Origin of the sequence: Enterococcus sp. DIV0691 (assembly GCF_051711145.1) — a bacterium.
GTDB classification, from domain to species: Bacteria; Bacillota; Bacilli; order Lactobacillales; family Enterococcaceae; genus Enterococcus_B; species Enterococcus_B hirae.
This window is the reverse complement of sequence record NZ_JBIOLY010000001.1, coordinates 1736775-1752382: the sequence shown is the minus strand read 5'-3', so window position 1 is coordinate 1752382 and position 15608 is coordinate 1736775. Positions and strand designations below refer to the sequence as shown.

Annotated in this window: 14 protein-coding genes and 1 other annotated feature; of the genes, 11 read left to right on the top strand and 3 right to left on the bottom strand. The window is 34.5% G+C overall.

Annotation, left to right across the window (positions count from 1 at the left end; genetic code table 11):
- Position 1: 1 nt before the first annotated feature.
- Both ribF and IGJ11_RS07775 read left to right on the top strand, forming a co-directional pair.
- Positions 2-937 (top strand): riboflavin biosynthesis protein RibF, encoded by a 936-nt coding sequence (gene ribF / locus IGJ11_RS07780; protein ID WP_096710217.1) that lies wholly within the window; start codon positions 2-4, stop codon positions 935-937.
- A 199-nt stretch (positions 938-1136) separates the two neighbouring features.
- Positions 1137-1922, top strand: coding sequence for a glucose-1-dehydrogenase (locus tag IGJ11_RS07775; RefSeq protein WP_010737770.1), 786 nt, complete (start codon positions 1137-1139; stop codon positions 1920-1922).
- Between the two features lie 362 nt (positions 1923-2284).
- On the opposite strand, the gene IGJ11_RS07770 is transcribed toward IGJ11_RS07775, so the two are convergent.
- A complete protein-coding gene (locus tag IGJ11_RS07770; RefSeq protein WP_010718891.1) occupies positions 2285-2740 on the bottom strand; it encodes a helix-turn-helix domain-containing protein in 456 nt (151 codons plus the stop codon).
- Positions 2741-3528: 788 nt separating this feature from the next.
- Here IGJ11_RS07770 and IGJ11_RS07765 point away from each other — a divergent pair.
- On the top strand, positions 3529-4746 hold the full coding sequence (locus IGJ11_RS07765) for a radical SAM/SPASM domain-containing protein (RefSeq protein ID WP_207431942.1): 1218 nt from the start codon (positions 3529-3531) through the stop codon (positions 4744-4746).
- 14 nt (positions 4747-4760) lie between these two features.
- Positions 4761-5036 carry a hypothetical protein gene (locus IGJ11_RS07760; protein WP_010737768.1) on the top strand — a complete coding sequence of 92 codons (276 nt, stop codon included), beginning with the start codon at positions 4761-4763 and terminating at the stop codon, positions 5034-5036.
- Between the two features lie 135 nt (positions 5037-5171).
- Here IGJ11_RS07760 and brnQ read toward each other — a convergent pair whose 3' ends face one another.
- A complete protein-coding gene (brnQ, locus tag IGJ11_RS07755) occupies positions 5172-6530 on the bottom strand; it encodes a branched-chain amino acid transport system II carrier protein (protein WP_207431944.1) in 1359 nt (452 codons plus the stop codon).
- Positions 6531-6663: 133 nt separating this feature from the next.
- Positions 6664-6902 (bottom strand) — a binding site (T-box leader).
- 508 nt (positions 6903-7410) lie between these two features.
- Between brnQ and IGJ11_RS07750 the strand changes: the two genes are divergently transcribed.
- From IGJ11_RS07750 to IGJ11_RS07725, 6 genes are all read left to right on the top strand, one after another.
- A complete protein-coding gene (locus tag IGJ11_RS07750; protein ID WP_010737766.1) occupies positions 7411-7752 on the top strand; it encodes an LPXTG cell wall anchor domain-containing protein in 342 nt (113 codons plus the stop codon).
- Positions 7718-8386 (top strand): WxL domain-containing protein, encoded by a 669-nt coding sequence (locus IGJ11_RS07745; protein ID WP_010718897.1) that lies wholly within the window; start codon positions 7718-7720, stop codon positions 8384-8386. Before IGJ11_RS07750 ends, IGJ11_RS07745 begins: the two co-directional genes overlap by 35 nt.
- Before the next feature lie 17 nt (positions 8387-8403).
- Positions 8404-9114, top strand: a complete 711-nt coding sequence (locus IGJ11_RS07740) for a WxL domain-containing protein (protein WP_010737764.1) — start codon at positions 8404-8406, stop codon at positions 9112-9114.
- Positions 9111-10151, top strand: coding sequence for a DUF916 and DUF3324 domain-containing protein (locus IGJ11_RS07735; RefSeq protein ID WP_096708956.1), 1041 nt, complete (start codon positions 9111-9113; stop codon positions 10149-10151). The genes IGJ11_RS07740 and IGJ11_RS07735 overlap by 4 nt, the downstream gene beginning before the upstream one ends.
- A gap of 8 nt (positions 10152-10159) precedes the next feature.
- Positions 10160-11917, top strand: coding sequence for a hypothetical protein (locus IGJ11_RS07730; RefSeq protein ID WP_207431946.1), 1758 nt, complete (start codon positions 10160-10162; stop codon positions 11915-11917).
- Positions 11918-12421: 504 nt separating this feature from the next.
- Positions 12422-13684, top strand: a complete 1263-nt coding sequence (locus IGJ11_RS07725; protein WP_063627240.1) for a sensor histidine kinase — start codon at positions 12422-12424, stop codon at positions 13682-13684.
- 59 nt (positions 13685-13743) lie between these two features.
- On the opposite strand, the gene IGJ11_RS07720 is transcribed toward IGJ11_RS07725, so the two are convergent.
- On the bottom strand, positions 13744-14508 hold the full coding sequence (locus IGJ11_RS07720; protein ID WP_192924244.1) for a LytTR family transcriptional regulator DNA-binding domain-containing protein: 765 nt from the start codon (positions 14506-14508) through the stop codon (positions 13744-13746).
- A gap of 409 nt (positions 14509-14917) precedes the next feature.
- On the opposite strand from IGJ11_RS07720, the gene IGJ11_RS07715 reads away from it, so the two are divergent.
- Entirely contained in the window at positions 14918-15601 is a 684-nt protein-coding gene (locus tag IGJ11_RS07715; protein WP_207431948.1) for a hypothetical protein, read from the top strand.
- Positions 15602-15608 lie beyond the last annotated feature (7 nt).

Below are 15608 nucleotides of genomic sequence, written 5' to 3'. Positions count from 1 at the left end.
AATGAAAATTATCAAAATTAGACATCCTTATCAAGCAGATCAGATCCCACCAGAAGACGTTGTACTTGTTTTAGGCTTTTTTGACGGGGTACATCTAGGTCATCAACGTGTTATCAATCGGGGAAAAGAAATTGCTAAAAAAGAAGGATTGAAATTAGCTTTGATGACTTTCAACCAACATCCTTCAATCGTCTTCAAAAAAATAAATCCAAGTCAAGTAAAATATTTGACTACGCTGGAACAAAAAGAAGAAAAAATGGCCTTATTAGGTGTTGATTATTTATACGAAATCGATTTTACGTCATCGTTTGCTCATTTAGCTCCACAAGAATTTGTCGATCAATATATCGTAGGACTTCATGCAAAATATGCTGTTTCTGGTTTTGACTACACTTACGGACCTAAAGAAATTGCAGATGTAGCGCACTTACCAAGTTATGCAAAGAATCGATTTGAAGTCATCACTGTACCAAAAGAAGAAGACAGTGGCAAGAAGATTAGTTCGACACGGATACGTGAATTATTAAACGCAGGAGAAATAAATGAAGTAACACGTTTATTGGGGGCTGCTTACGAGGTCGAAGGGGTGGTAGTCCATGGCGATGCTCGTGGCCGCCTGCTAGGATTCCCAACAGCTAACATCAAAGTTAAAAGTACTGTTCATCTTCCAAAAGAAGGTGTCTATGTTTCAGAGATCAAAGTTGGTGAAACGTGGTATCAAGCAATGGGATCAATCGGTCATAATGATACCTTTGGTGATGATCGTGAACTTACCGTTGAATTATATATTTTAAATTTTGCTCAAGATATCTATGGAGAGCATGTAAAAGTCCGTTGGCATCATTTTTTGAGAAACCAAGTGAAATTTCCAAACGTTGAATCATTGATTGAACAACTGAAAGCAGACGAAAAAGCGACAGCGGACTATTTTAAATAAAAGTATTGAATTTAACTGAAGACAATAAAAAAGCCTTTTTTGGTGAAATCATTCGAGTCAGCAAGTAGCTTGCTGACTCTTTTATTATAGAAAAAAGTAAATTGATCGAATAAGCGTATCGTTTGCCTAAAAGACAGGGTGCTATTGTACACTTAATACAGGAAGTATGCAGTAGGTGAAAAAGAAGGGTGGAAAGTATATGTATAAAGATCTAACAAATAAGGTGGCAGTAGTAACTGGAGGATCAAAAGGGATCGGTAAAGCAATCTGTGAACGCTTTGGTAAAGAAAAAATGTGTGTGGTTGTCAACTATCATTCGGATGAAGAAGGGGCACAAGAAGCAGTAGCCGAGATCGAAAAAAATGGTGGCAAAGCAGTAGCTGTCGAAGCGGATGTCAGTACAGAAGAAGGGATGGATCGTTTGCTCAAAGCAGCAATCGAAACATTCGGAAGTTTAGATATCTGGGTCAATAATGCTGGTATGGAAACGCAAAAACCAACCCATGAGCTGGAATTAGAAGATTGGGAGAAAGTGTTAAAGGTGAACCTAACAGGCGTATTTTTAGGGACAAAAACAGCGTTGAGTTATTTTAAAACTCATCAGATCAAAGGTAATATTATCAACATGTCCTCCGTTCACGAACAAATCCCTTGGCCGACATTTGCTCATTACGCAGCATCAAAAGGCGGTGTCAAGCTGTTTACAGAAACAGTAGCCATGGAGTACGCACCAGAAAATATTCGAATCAACAGTATTGGACCAGGGGCGATCAAAACTCCGATTAATGCAGAAAAATTTGAAGATCCAAAAGAAAAAGAAATTCTAGAAAGCATGATACCGATGGAACGAGTGGGTAAACCCGAGGAAGTCGCCGCCGCTGCTGCTTGGCTCGCTTCTAATGAATCCAGTTATGTGACAGGAATTACTTTATTTGTAGATGGTGGCATGAAACTATATCCATCCTTTCAAGGGGGGAAGGGTTAAAGCTGCTTAGCATTATTAATAGAAACAAGAAATAGGGGAAATAATAAATTTAGAATCTAAAAAAAACAGTAAACGACATTCAAAGAGCTGACCTTCGGCAATAAGACAAAAATCCACAAAACAGGGGGAGCTGTTTCGAGATTTTTATCTTGTTTGCTCCAACGATTACTCGTCGTAGTTTTTACTTGGCGAGTAATCAGGTCAAACGCTCTTTTCGCAATCTCTTATACACGGTGCTTATGCATCCAGTTCTTGAAATAAGCCTGAATTTTTTGAAACATGGGAAGCTGTTTCAAAAAATTCAGGCTTATTGTCATCAGAGCAGATCGTTTCTTTCACAGTCTCTCTTTCAAAATAAAAAACTAATTCTTTTTTAGTGAAATGGATGTTTGTTTTTGTAGTTGTTCATAGATCCATGACCCGAAATTAGTGACATAATTAAAGTTACCACCAATTAAGATATCATATTCATTTTCTTTGAAATGCGTGTATTGGATCAATCGATCATTTTTATTAGCATAAACCTCTGAATGATAGTTAAAAAGTTGCTCTTTAAAGGCATCCATTTCGTGAAAATCATCTGTTACAAGAGATAATTTTAATGTGACAGGGACATCAAGCGTCACTTGATAATCTTTTTGGATCATTAGATTTTCCTTGTCACCGTAAAGGAAATCAAACAAATTTTGTTCAGAAAACTTCCATTTTCCTCCAACTTTTGTTCCCTTTAATTTCCCTTCGTGCAGATAGTTTCGAATTGAACGAGTTGTCACACCAAGTTGGTCGGCTAATTCTTGTACTGAATAATAACCTTTCAATATATCCCTCCTAAAAATTAAACCACTATTTAAACACCGTGGTATCGAATTAAAATAAAGTTCTTATGACCCAAAAGTTAGTTTCAGATTGATGAGGAATTAAATATACTTTATAGATTGTAATTATACTAAAATTCTTATAAAAAAAATAGATTTGTTCGTTAAATAATCGTTATGTTTAGAATAAAATAAACAGATAAAGCAGTGTTTTTCAAATTTAAACTTAAAAAATCGTTATTTAAAATAACTTAATAAAAATTTATGATCACTATGGAAATTTGAGGTGATGAAATAAAATAAAAACAAATTTACTTATAGATAGTAATGAATCCAATCAAATAAGTCAGAAGAACAAATCAAAGTGTCTTAGAAATTTTAGCGTTATATAAAAGAAACGCATAAATTGTTTAATTTTTTTTATTTTATAACTAAGGTTTTAATAATTTTTCTCTCGAACCGTCATTGACAATATTTTCATTCAAAGTTTATACTATATTTAGGAAAAAAAATGAATATTATCGTGCTTTTTCCTAAAAGTTCAGAAAGGAGACTTGTTATGTTTACGAAACCTGTACTAAAAAAAATCTCTGGCAATGTTTTGTCCCCATGTTCTTGTGGGTTATTGATTGGTAACGGTTCTTAATCTAGTCTTCCGATGTCCATTTTTAATTGGAAAATAAAGTTGCCCTACAAAACTCCCCTGTTAAAAAGGCGACTTTATTTTCCTATTTAATATAGTCAAAATGTTATTATTCGTTTGTGATGCTAATAAAAGAGGTGAGTGATCTATGAAAATCAAGGAAAATTTATACGCTTATCCTTTTCTTGATGAAGTGATTCTCCATAATGTTCTAAGAAGCAGCTGGCTAGTGATTTCTAAAGAAGAGTTAGAGTTGGTGAAGCTACGAAAGTATTCAGCGTTATCCGAGTCTACGCAAAAAAAACTAAAAATCTTTCAGCTTCTATTAGATGAGCCATTAAAAGTAAAAAAAAATGAAGTCACCATTCCTGAAACCGCTTATTTGGCGTTGACACATCAATGTAATTTAAAATGTGTGTATTGTTACGCAGAAGCAGATATGACCAAGAACTATCCGGATCAATTGTCTTTTATTGAATGGTTCCAACTATTAGATCAATTAAAAGACTGTGGTGTAAAAAAAGTCATTTTTACTGGTGGAGAAATAGGACTGAATCATGATTCTTTAAAATATATCGATTATGCTTATCAACTAGGCTTATCGGTTGGTTTGATCACTAATGGAACCTTGATTGGAAAAAAAAGGAATGCACAATTCTTGGCAGATCGATGCGAATCAATGACCATCAGCTTGGATTCGATTGATAAAGAAGAAAATGACAAGAACCGTGGTAGAGGTTGTTATGAAATAGCAATGAGAGGTATCCGTAATCTTTTAGATATCGGTTTCCATAATATTTACGTTAATGCAACCGTTACCAACTATAACCTAAAATCAGTTGATCAAACGATTGAGTTTTTTAAAGAGAATGGAATCGCCTATAAATTAGGTGGATTTAGCGAATTAGGAAGAGGTAGTATGGCAGATATTTCATTATCTTTTGAAGAAAGAAAAGAAATCGAGTGCAAAGAAAAGAGTGCTCAACGATCTGCATTTTTAAAGCCATTTACAATTAAAGAGTCTTGTGGTTTGGGCTTGGGAGAGTTCGTTATCAATCCAGTTGGGGATATTTTTGCATGTAAATTATTGGAGACAGATGACTATAAATTAGGAAATATCAGAAAAAACAAATTAGCTGATATTTATAACCATAAAAAAATAGAATTGCTTGAATCTCAAAATATTCATCATTTATCTAGTTGTCAAACTTGTTCTTTTCGCTATTTATGCGGTGGTGGTTGTCGTGCGCAACATTATTATCATACCAATGATATTCATGGAGTGGATCGCTCTGAATGTCAATTATTGCAAGAGTTAATAAAAAATCAAATGTATCGTATCTGGAAACAGACAGAAATGACCTGAAGGAGCGTGATTAGGTGAGACTGAACGGCGAATTGGCCTATGAGAAATTAGGGAACGACCTCTATCTTTCCTTGAATGATGAAATCTATCTTTTAGATAATGAAGTATCGATCTATATATTTGAATTATTAAAAACAAATGTAGCACTTAGTCATGTAAAAGAAAAAGTATTAATACGATTTGCTGATTCTGGTGACTATTCTAATGAAGAAAAAGAAAAATATATCACAGAGTTTATCTCAGATCTGATCAACAATCAAATTCTCTTACAAGATCAGGTCAATCAATGAAAACTAGCAAAAGAACAATGCGTTTATCAAAAGATAATCAACATTGTTCTTTTTTGCTTCTTTCTTCTGGCTTCACTCAAGTTATCAAATGAAGCGCCATATTTCGGTAAAACTTCTCTTTGTCCGTTACAAGACTCAATTAGATAGAGAAGGGTCTAACTCAGTTCTTTGTTTAAAAATTAAACAATACAGTACGCCTATGATAAAGCCACTGATTGCTGGCAAGATAAAACCAACACCACTGGAAGCAAATGGAATTGTATGAACATACCAATTGGTTAAATTTGTTGTCAAATGATTTTGAATAGGTAATGCTTTGATACCATCAAATAAAGCAGGTATGGCTGTAAAGATTGTCGTCAATTGATAAACGATTCTGCGATTTTGGAAAAAGGCAGAGCAAAGTGCTGGGATGATCATTGCCATAGAAAGAGGATAAAGAATCATTAAAAATGGCATGGTCCAAGCAATAATGGTGTCAAGTCCAAAGTTTGCGGTAATAAAAGAAAGTAATGTAGTGATTCGAAGCCATCCTTTATAGCCGATCTTAGGGAAGCGGACAGAGAAATCTTGGGCAAATGAGGCAATCAATCCCATCGCAGAAGTGAAAACTGCTAACAGCGTCATCAAGGCCATAAAAATCAATCCCACTTTACCAAAATAGGATTGGACGATTTGAGTTAATGCAATCCCTCCGTTTTCGGAGATACCAAAGCGATTTAAAGACATCGTACCTAATGCAATAATCCCTAAATAGATACCACCACATAAAACCATCGTTAATAGACCAGATTTTACAGTATTTTTGGCAATCTGATCTTCATCATGAATCCCCATTCCTTGAAGCGCACGAATGATCGTAATTCCAAAAGCTAATGAGGCTAATGCGTCCATTGTATTATATCCTTCGATAAAGCCGTTGGTAGTTGCTGCTTGTTGGTAATCCAGTACAGGCTTGGCATTCAATGGTCCTAAGGGAAGAATCAAAGCGACAATAAACACAGCGAATAGTAAAATTAAAAATAATGGGTTTAAATATTTTCCAATAATTTTTAATAAATTTGATTCACGAGTTGATAAATAATAGGCTAAGCCAAAGAAAATAACCGAAAAGATAAATAAGCCAATCGTTGTATACTTTTCTGGTAAAATCATTCCTAAACTAAATTGATATCCTAATGCAGCAGTTCTGGGAGTGGCGAATAAAGGTCCTAAGGCCATATGGTTCATAATAAGAAATAAGGTACCATACCACGCAGCCACTGGTTTAGCAAAATCGTACAACCCGCTTGAGCGTGTTTTACTTAAGGCAATCAGTGCAGCTAAAGGTAATAAAGTAGAGGAGATCAAAAAACCAATCCCAGCAGATAACCAATGACTACCTGCAAGTTGACCTAAATGAGCAGGGAAAATAAGGTTACCTGCTCCAAAAAGCATTCCGAAAATGAGTGAAGCTAATAAAAATAATTTCTTTGTTGATAATTTTTCCATCATAAATAACTCCTTAATCGTTTAGTTAACATAAATGAAATGAAGCTAAACGTCTGACTCGTCTTTGTCTAAAAATTTGCATAAATCTTTTCCTTTCTTTGGTGAAAAACACAAAAAGCCCGTTGGAATAATTATTCCAACGGGCAATTGACATTGCGGTACCACCGTTTTTTTTTGTTTATGAATAAACAATCTCTTAGCGACTCACTAATAGTGAAGCGCATTATCCGATAACGGGGATCGCCGGCACAAACTTCTAACGTCACTTGTGCATCTCCAGAGTTACTTTCACAAATAATAGACCTACGATTTTCCACCAACCAATCGCTCTCTAAAATGCTTATTATTCATTACTCTCTCTATCAATGATTTTTGTTCATTATAGAAGCAATGATGGACAGTGTCAAGACAAAAAAAGTAAAAAATTGAATTTTCTGTCAATAGATTTGGGTGAAACGTTCACCGTTAATTTTTTTCTTTCTTCTTAATTACGGTCAATTTTTATTGCTGTAAGAGTCTTCGTTAAGGACAGAAGCGTAGTTAAGTGTCTACATAATAAATAGTGAAACGAATACTTAATGGCTTGAAAAATGTGGTGGAATATTCTTTGAGATTGTTAGAAACAGCCAACTATTGTTAGCAAAGTATTTATTTGACTGTCTCTACAACAATTTTGAAATTTGATCTATCACACCGATTTGTTATCAGTCAGTCGTTCGATTCATCTTTTAAGACAAAAAAAGCAAAAATTGCAAGGTTAAACGGTTTCAAACGCCTTTTTTTAGAATGAATATAAGTAAAATAGGATTTACCCAATTGAGCGAAGATTAAAAAAAGGAGGTTTTGTTACATTTGCTGTAAAGAGAAAGGTGAGGGTAAGTGGATGAGAAAGATGACGATTGTTTTCTTTTTGTTCCTTATTTTTTTGACCATTGAGGCATATACGCGAACAATGATTGTCTACGCTGAATCTGTACAAAGCACAGCGGGGATCCGCTTTGTACCAAATCCTTCAAATGCATCATCAGAAGATCTGGCAAAAGAGAAAGACGGGCAGACAAAAAGAATGATGCAAAGAAAGCTCCCAAAAACAATTGATCAGCAGAGTAGTTCTTTGATGATCTGTGGTGGACTCATTGTAACAGCAGCAGGAGGTTTCCTCTTACTGAGAAAAGGAAAGAAGGAAAAAAATGAAAAAAGTAGTTTTAACAATCGCACTATTTAGCACATTCGTTATTAGTGCGAAAGCAACAACCGTTTATGCAGAAATAGCCGATGATACTCATGGCACAAGTATCGCTAAAGTTGGGTTAGAGAAACAAGATGAAACGGATGAACCAACGGATCCAATTGATCCACCAGATGTACCAGGTACGTATATTCCAACAGGAAACACCGGTGCTTTACGTATTGACTATATCTCAAATATTGACTTCGGTACACAAAAAATCGCTAGTGAAACAAAAAACTATACAGCTGGGAATTCAGATGAATTTGTTGAAACACAAATATCTGATCTACGAGGAAATGGTGCAGGTTGGAACTTACAAGTTAGCTATGATAGTGAAAAAGCAGGATTTTATACTGAAAATGGTGTTGCGTTAGCTGGGGCTGAACTAAGCTTGCCAGCAGGGACAGCAAAAACGGTGACAGAGAATCAATCTCCGGCAGCTGAAACGGCAACGGTAACAGTAAATAAAGATGCGCAAAATATTATGTTTGCTGCCGCAACAACCGGTCTAGGGACTTGGGAAGATCAGATGTCAGCAGAAGCTGTTTCATTAAAAGTACCTTCTGGTAACTTGGCAGGAACTTATTCTGCCACACTTGTTTGGACATTAACAGACGCACCAGCTTAATCTAAAGGAGAAGAAACATGAAAAAAAATATTCTAGCAACTACATTATTAAGTGTGTTAGCCATTAATACCATGAGTATGACCATCTATGCAGAAGAAATGAGTGATTCAGCAACTTCAACAGCAAAGATCACATTCGAAGGGAATGATACCCATTCCAATAAACCAGTGAATCCAGATAATCCAGATGATCCAATCGACAAACCAGACGAAGTAGATCCAGATGACCCTAACAATCATGGAACTGGCGATCAAGGACCACTTTCAATTGACTATGTGTCCAATATCAGTTTTGGTACACAAGAAATTTCACAAAATAAAAAAGTCTATGTCGCAGCAAATGCAAAACCATTTGTTCAAATTACAGATAAACGAGGAGTAGCTGGTGGCTGGTCACTAACTGCGACTGCTTCAAAATTTTCAGCAGCTGACAGCACTGAATTAAAAGGAGCAATCCTATCATTTGCGAATGGAGATACTCGAACAACTTCTGATAACATCAGCGGCAAACCTGATGCTTTTGATTTCACTTTTAACAATCATGAAGCTCAACCAGTTATGACGGCAAAAAGTCTGAATGGTCAGGGCACTTGGTTAGATGTATTTGAAGGAGAAGAAGGAAACAATACAAATGTTCAATTGACTGTTCCTGCTGGTTCTGCTCAAGCAAAAGAGTATACCGCAACGATTACTTGGACCCTTACTGCAGGTCCAACTGATGCACAATGATGCATAAACGTCATCATCGTTTTATTTGTTTAGTCACAGGCATCATCGGAGTTTGGGGAATCCTTGATGTCAATTCGCTTACCTCATATGCAGATTCAGCTGAATCTGCATATAGTGTAAGTGCAAATATACCTGAAGAACAAACAAATAAAGATGTATCTTATTTTGATTTAACTGAAGCACCAAATGAAACGCGCGACCTATCCATTCATTTATCCAATGTCGGAGAAAAAGAAAGTGTCTTTGAAATAGAGATCAACAATGCAGCGACCAACACAAACGGTGTGATCGATTATAATCAACGAACAGTTAAAAAGGATACCTCTGCCAAATACCAAGTCAGTGATTGCTTAACCACTGATGCAAAGGAAGTAACAATTCCAGCTGGAGAAGCAAAAGACGTTCATTTTCAATTGAAAATGCCAAAAGAATCATTTGACGGGATTCTTTTAGGAGGTATCCATGTAACGAAAAAAGAGAACCAAAGTGAAAAAGTTTCTGGAACAGCGATTCGAAATAAGTATGCTTATGTTATTGGGGTTGAGCTTAGGAACAACAGTAAACCTGTCTCACCAGATTTGAAATTGATTTCTGCAAGAACTGGGTTACAAAATTCGTATGCAACGATTTTTGCACATTTACAAAATCCTACATCAACGATCATCAGCCAAGTTCATACGGAAGCGACGATCACTAAAAAAGGTTCATCAAAAGTGTTGTATACAGCAAACAAAGATCATATGTCGATCGCACCCAATACGAACTTTGACTTTCCGATCAGTGTCAACAAGAAGAAAATCGATCCGGGAACTTATACGTTAACAGTGGATGCGACAACAGAAAATAATCAAAAGAAATGGCATTTAGCAAAAACATTTACGATCAAACCAGACAATGCCAAAAAAATCAATGATGAAGCAATTACAGAAGAAAAAGCAGAAGTGTCTTATTTGCCGATGATCATTGGTATAGGTAGTTTGCTATTAGGGATCATTGCATTCTTAAGTTATAAATTGTTCCAGCAAAAAGGTAGGTGAGAAAAGAAATGAAAAAGCAAAGAGTGAATAAAAAATTATTATTTCTAGTCGCCTATTTTGCTTTGTTCAGTCTCTTTCAGCTAGCCTTCTCTACTAAGTCAGTTGTTGCGGATTCATGGCCTGATGGACAATCAGAAGCTGACATCTATGGTGGACATATCCATGCTAAAATCACCTATGTAAAAGATGGGAATCCAAATTATACAGCGATTGGGGATACGATAACAGTTACAACAGTTTTAGAAAAAAAAGATGATACAAACCTTGAAGAAGAGTATAAGCAATCAACGTTAGTGACGGTTTTTCCTGATAAAGAGCAAGGGTTGGAATTATTAGGAGAACCCGAACTTGTTTATAAACATGGTGGTGTAACAGGTAACGGAAATTTGATGGCTCCATCTAAGGAAGTTGCCTATGACATCATAACGGCTTATAACTTTTATGGACATACAGAATTTGGAGATTCCAAGTCCTATGATGGGCGGATTACAGAAATATTGCCGCTCGCTTCAGACGGTATCTCTGATGGTCCTTATAGTGACAATTACTCGGTTTATCGATTATTGGAAAAAAAGGGTGATTCAATAACGATCACCTATCGTGCCAAAGTCACAGAAAAAGCAGTCACTAAGGATAAATTTGTCTTGCGTGCATCTGTTTGGGATAGTATGAAAAAAGATATTGGATTTACTCATTTTTTATCTGCTGAAATGCCAAGCTTTCAATCAGAAAAGTTAGCCTTATCTTTTGATGATACGAGCAAAAATCTAGAATTAGATTCCGAGCAGATCACGCTAACAGGTAAATGGAGTGGTCCTTTGGACGATCTCACAGCTTACTTAACAATCAATGGGATGATAATGAACACTGATGAACTATTGTCTTGCTTCAAGAGTGATGGCACATTTCGTGTACCTGTTGACCTGAGTCAGCTACCATCAGTTTCAGAAGTGAATAATGTGACTTTGATGATTCAAAAAAGTAATGGTGAGTCAGCACAAGATTCAACGGTCTTAAGAATGACCAAACCTGCTTCACCTCCTACGATTGAACTGGCAAATAATCTTGCTAATCAAACGCTCGTTCTTTACCCGGGGGATCAAGGGTTTACCTTGAGTGGCAAGTGGAAAGCCGATAGTGGTTCGTGGATCAATATTTACTATAAGTTAAATGGTGTTGAAAAAAAGCTGAATGATTCAGATTCGATTGCTAATACACAACCTGGAAATATGGTTGATTTTTCAAAGAATTTCACACTTGCAGACTTAGCAGCAGGAGAAAATCAATTTGAAGTTTATGTTAAAAATGAAAAACAACAACAATCAAATATTGAAACATTTAAGGTGATCAAAGAAGCGGGGGTTGTGAGATTTGTAAACGTACCAGATCTTCTGACTTTCATGTCAATCCCCGTTGCTAGTCATACGATTCAAACAAATTTGACACAGGCAGCCAATCTTTTAGTAGAAGATACAACTGGAAAACCGATTAATTGGAAACTTAATGTGTCACAAACTGAAGAGTTTAAAGATGGTAAACAAGTATTACCAGCCACTCTTTTTTATCAAAATGGTGATACGGCACAAGTCATCGAAAAAGAACATCCGATCACACTTCCTATGACTGAAGTAACAACTAATAATAATGTCCGGAATTACAGCATTCTACAAAATTCAGAAAACTATTTTTATCTAAATGTTCAACCCGGTGGATATGCTGGGGAATATTCATCACAGGTGGAATGGACAATTGTCAATGCCCCTTAGTTACTTTTATTGATAAAATATAGTGGAGCTGGTTAACAGGGATATTCAAATGATTGAAATCCAGATTTTTAATATTGAAATTAGCGAAATAAGCCAAAGATAGCCAAAATTACTTTTTGTATTTAAGCTATCTTTGGCTTATTTTTTTGTATTGTTTTATTAAGGATGGTGCAAATGCTGATCAAAGAAGACTGTTCATTGATTGAAATAGTTTGGATAGTTCTATGCTACTAAAAAAAGATGAATAAATGAAACTTGGATTTCCATCTAATCGAGAAGGTTAAGGTAACGTGAGATTCAGTTTTACAGTTAAGCTCTAAGGTGGTTAAATAAAAATTAAATTTTTCAAATATTCTAAATATGCTTGCGATTTTTCTAGTATTTTTTATTATTCATGTTATCTTATAACAGTAATGTTATTGGTTGTCAAAAGGGGAGGCACCAATTAATGAAAAAGTGGTATGTTTGAAAATGATAAACTGGTTTGCTTAGGGGGATGGGTTAATGGAAGTGATTATTTATATTATAGTGGTTCATCTTAATTTTGCACTGATAGGTCTCATTTTATTTGCAAAAAAAAGGATTTTTATGGATTGCTTCATTCGTTTGGGATTAACGCTACTTAATATATGGCTGATTGAATGGACGCCAGTATTTTTGGTTTTACTTTATTTTTATAATGGAAAATATATTTTTCAGGAAACAAGAAATCTATTTATTGTTTTTTTATTAAATACTTTTTGTGTAAATTTTATCGGTATTTCTGTTTTTTTGACAATTGAAGTGCCACGATTTTTAGAAAATTATGACTTGTTAGCGAATGCGATCCTAGAAATTTTGCTTTTAGTGGCAATCCTAATTGTAATGAAAGAATTAGATAAAAAGTTTCGAATTAGTAATTATCTATACGCATATAAAAAAAATCGTCTGTTTTCGACATTTTTGATTATATGTATGTTCATGTCACTTTTGTGGTATCATTTGCTTTTTTCGATGGATTCATTGGATTTCCTTTTAACCTCTTTTATTTTAGTTGCTAGTAATTCCTTTTATGGACTACTTATGCTTTTGATTTTATTGAATGAAAAAAAGGAAGAATACTATCAGATCTATTTGGAAAGCATGAAAAAAAATGAAGAATATTATCAAAAACTAGAAGAATTTCGTCATGATTATAAAAATTATGTTAGTGTGATGGAAGATCTTGTACAGAATAAACAAATTCATAACGAAATAGAGGCCATCGTAGGGGAAGAAAAAGAGTTTTTTGAAACGCAACTCAACGATGCTTTACACATGAAGTTACAAAAAATTTATGATCCACTGTTGCAAGGAGTTTTTGTCAAATTTGTTAAGCGGGCAGAAGAGCTTGGGATACCTTATAAAATCCAAGTCAATCATATCATACCCAAGCTTTCAATGAATTCCTATGACATGATTCGCTTATTTACAAATATTATCGAAAATGCGTTTGTTCATTATGATCAAACGATGGCGAAAGAAAAAAAAGAAATCACGATCATCGTTGAACATTTGTGGGATTGTTTTTATTTTGAATTTAGTAATCCCAGCAAAAACACTGGAAAAAATCTAACTGAATTGTTTCAAAAAGGAACAACCAGTCAGAAAAGTAGTAAGGGAATTGGGTTATACAGTGTCAAAAAAATCGTAGAAGAGAATGAGAATCTTGCATTGAATTTAAAGTATGATAAACAAGAGCAACGTTTTTACTGTATCTTAACTTTGAAAAAGGAAACAGTCCATTAAAAAAAAGCCACTTGCCTATTTACTGAATAGGCAAGTGGCTTTTTGTTGTACGTATAGAACTAATGAACTAAATGATTTTCATTTTTCAGATGTTCCATAAAATCCACTAATTTTTTTATGCTTCGACGGCTAAGGATCAAGGTATCATCATTTTTAAACACAATTTCATTGTTTTTTTTATCTACTAATTTAATGTTAGCTGGATTGATGGAGTAACTCTTCAAATCATTGAAAAAATGAAAGTTTTGAAACGTTTGTTTTAGTTCTTCAATTTTTCCATGAATCAAAAAAAATTCTGTTTGACAGAAAAATTCAATAGTCGAACGAGAACCTGTGATTTTACTTAAGTAATTGACTTCTTTAGGGTCGATTAAATAGATTTTAGAAAGTGATTCGATTTTAATGAGTTTACTTTGTCCTTGTTGCAAATTCGAATGGTTGAACAATAATTCTTCCAAGCCGTTTACAGCTTCCATGATGTCTTTTTTACTATAGTATTTATCTGCTCGAATATTTTGATTGATAATCTCCATCCCTTTAGTTGTGTCATTCGTCAAAAACAGGATGTAACAAGAATGATTTCTCTGACGAATTTTTTTGCTAAAATCAATCCCAGAATGAAAACGGTTCAATTCAATATCAACAATAAAAATATCTGAGTCTTGGATAGGCATAAAATCAAGGTCAGCATAGAATTTTTCTAATTGAGAAGGCAAGGGGATGGTTAACGAAATTGCTGCTAAATTAGCACTACGATTATATTGTTTACGAAATTCTTCTTGATGGAATACATTATCTTCAATATAGTACACTTTCACACACATCACCTCCAACTTTCAATCGTTCTTAGTATAGCAAGAATCAATGTGTGGATAAAGAGAATAAAAGAATAAATTATTAGACTTTTTTTATTTAATATTTAAATAATTGAAAGGACATATAGATGTTGAAGTAAAATTTGAACGAAAGAGTCAGAGAGAAAACGGTTATTTTGGAAGTCTAAAAATCATCTGGAAATAGTCTACAGACAAAAGCTGGGATACCTTTTTTAAAAGTTGAATCAATGCGTACTGTTTTGTTCGCAAAAAGAAAGAACATCCTATATTAGTTGGTCATATGAAGAAAAGAAAGAATGAGCAAAGAGAAAAATTAATTGAAATAGCCGTTACAAGAAAACGCTTTTATGTTAAGGTAGATACGTAAAATAGTACATTGGTTAGGGAGGGTATTCAAATGACAAGGGAAGAAAAAATATATGATGTAGCATCACAGATCATTTATGTAATCATAAACAATCTTTTTTTTATTGTTGTAAATTTACCGCTGTTTAGTTACCTTTATTTGATGATTTATCAAGGAGTTACTTTATATCTAATCTTAATGGGTCTCTTTATGATTCTGTTTGCTATTTCATTGATCGCACTATTTGAATCGCTGTATCAGTTTATTATTAAGAAACAGGAAAGCAATCTCCGATTTTTTTGGCGGAGCATCGCTAAGGCATGTTCTTGGGATAGTTTACCTGTCTATTTGCTCATCAGTCTGATTGCTTCAATAGGATTTCTCTTTTTTATGGTTGAACTTTCTCCAATTTTTTCTATATTTGTCATTATTTATGCTATTTTAGCGGTCTACGGGATGTTGATCCTTCCTTTTGCTATCATGGAAACGATCCTTTTCCAAAACACCTTTTTAAAAACGTTGTTGAATGCGATGATTTTATCTTTCCAGAAATGGCAATTACAGCTTTTTACGATTGCCTATCTGTTATTTGTTCTTTTATTGTTTCCACGCTCGCCAGCTATCTTCTTTTTTGTCGGTTTTAGTGGCTACTGCTACTTGTTTTTAACTTTTTATGCACCATTTTTACAAACTCGGATAGCGAGTATTAAGGGATTGGATCAGAGAAATGACTAAAAGCATA

Excerpts from the sequence above, each read along its gene's own strand:
- ribF (WP_096710217.1), top strand. The coding sequence starts at position 2 with ATGAAAATTATCAAAATTAGACATCCTTATCAAGCAGATCAGATCCCA.
- IGJ11_RS07775 (WP_010737770.1), top strand. The coding sequence starts at position 1,137 with ATGTATAAAGATCTAACAAATAAGGTGGCAGTAGTAACTGGAGGATCA.
- IGJ11_RS07765 (WP_207431942.1), top strand. The coding sequence starts at position 3,529 with ATGAAAATCAAGGAAAATTTATACGCTTATCCTTTTCTTGATGAAGTG.
- brnQ (WP_207431944.1), bottom strand. The coding sequence starts at position 6,530 with ATGATGGAAAAATTATCAACAAAGAAATTATTTTTATTAGCTTCACTC.
- IGJ11_RS07750 (WP_010737766.1), top strand. The coding sequence starts at position 7,411 with ATGAGAAAGATGACGATTGTTTTCTTTTTGTTCCTTATTTTTTTGACC.
- IGJ11_RS07745 (WP_010718897.1), top strand. The coding sequence starts at position 7,718 with ATGAAAAAAGTAGTTTTAACAATCGCACTATTTAGCACATTCGTTATT.
- IGJ11_RS07740 (WP_010737764.1), top strand. The coding sequence starts at position 8,404 with ATGAAAAAAAATATTCTAGCAACTACATTATTAAGTGTGTTAGCCATT.
- IGJ11_RS07735 (WP_096708956.1), top strand. The coding sequence starts at position 9,111 with ATGATGCATAAACGTCATCATCGTTTTATTTGTTTAGTCACAGGCATC.
- IGJ11_RS07730 (WP_207431946.1), top strand. The coding sequence starts at position 10,160 with ATGAAAAAGCAAAGAGTGAATAAAAAATTATTATTTCTAGTCGCCTAT.
- IGJ11_RS07725 (WP_063627240.1), top strand. The coding sequence starts at position 12,422 with ATGGAAGTGATTATTTATATTATAGTGGTTCATCTTAATTTTGCACTG.
- IGJ11_RS07720 (WP_192924244.1), bottom strand. The coding sequence starts at position 14,508 with ATGTGTGTGAAAGTGTACTATATTGAAGATAATGTATTCCATCAAGAA.
- IGJ11_RS07715 (WP_207431948.1), top strand. The coding sequence starts at position 14,918 with ATGACAAGGGAAGAAAAAATATATGATGTAGCATCACAGATCATTTAT.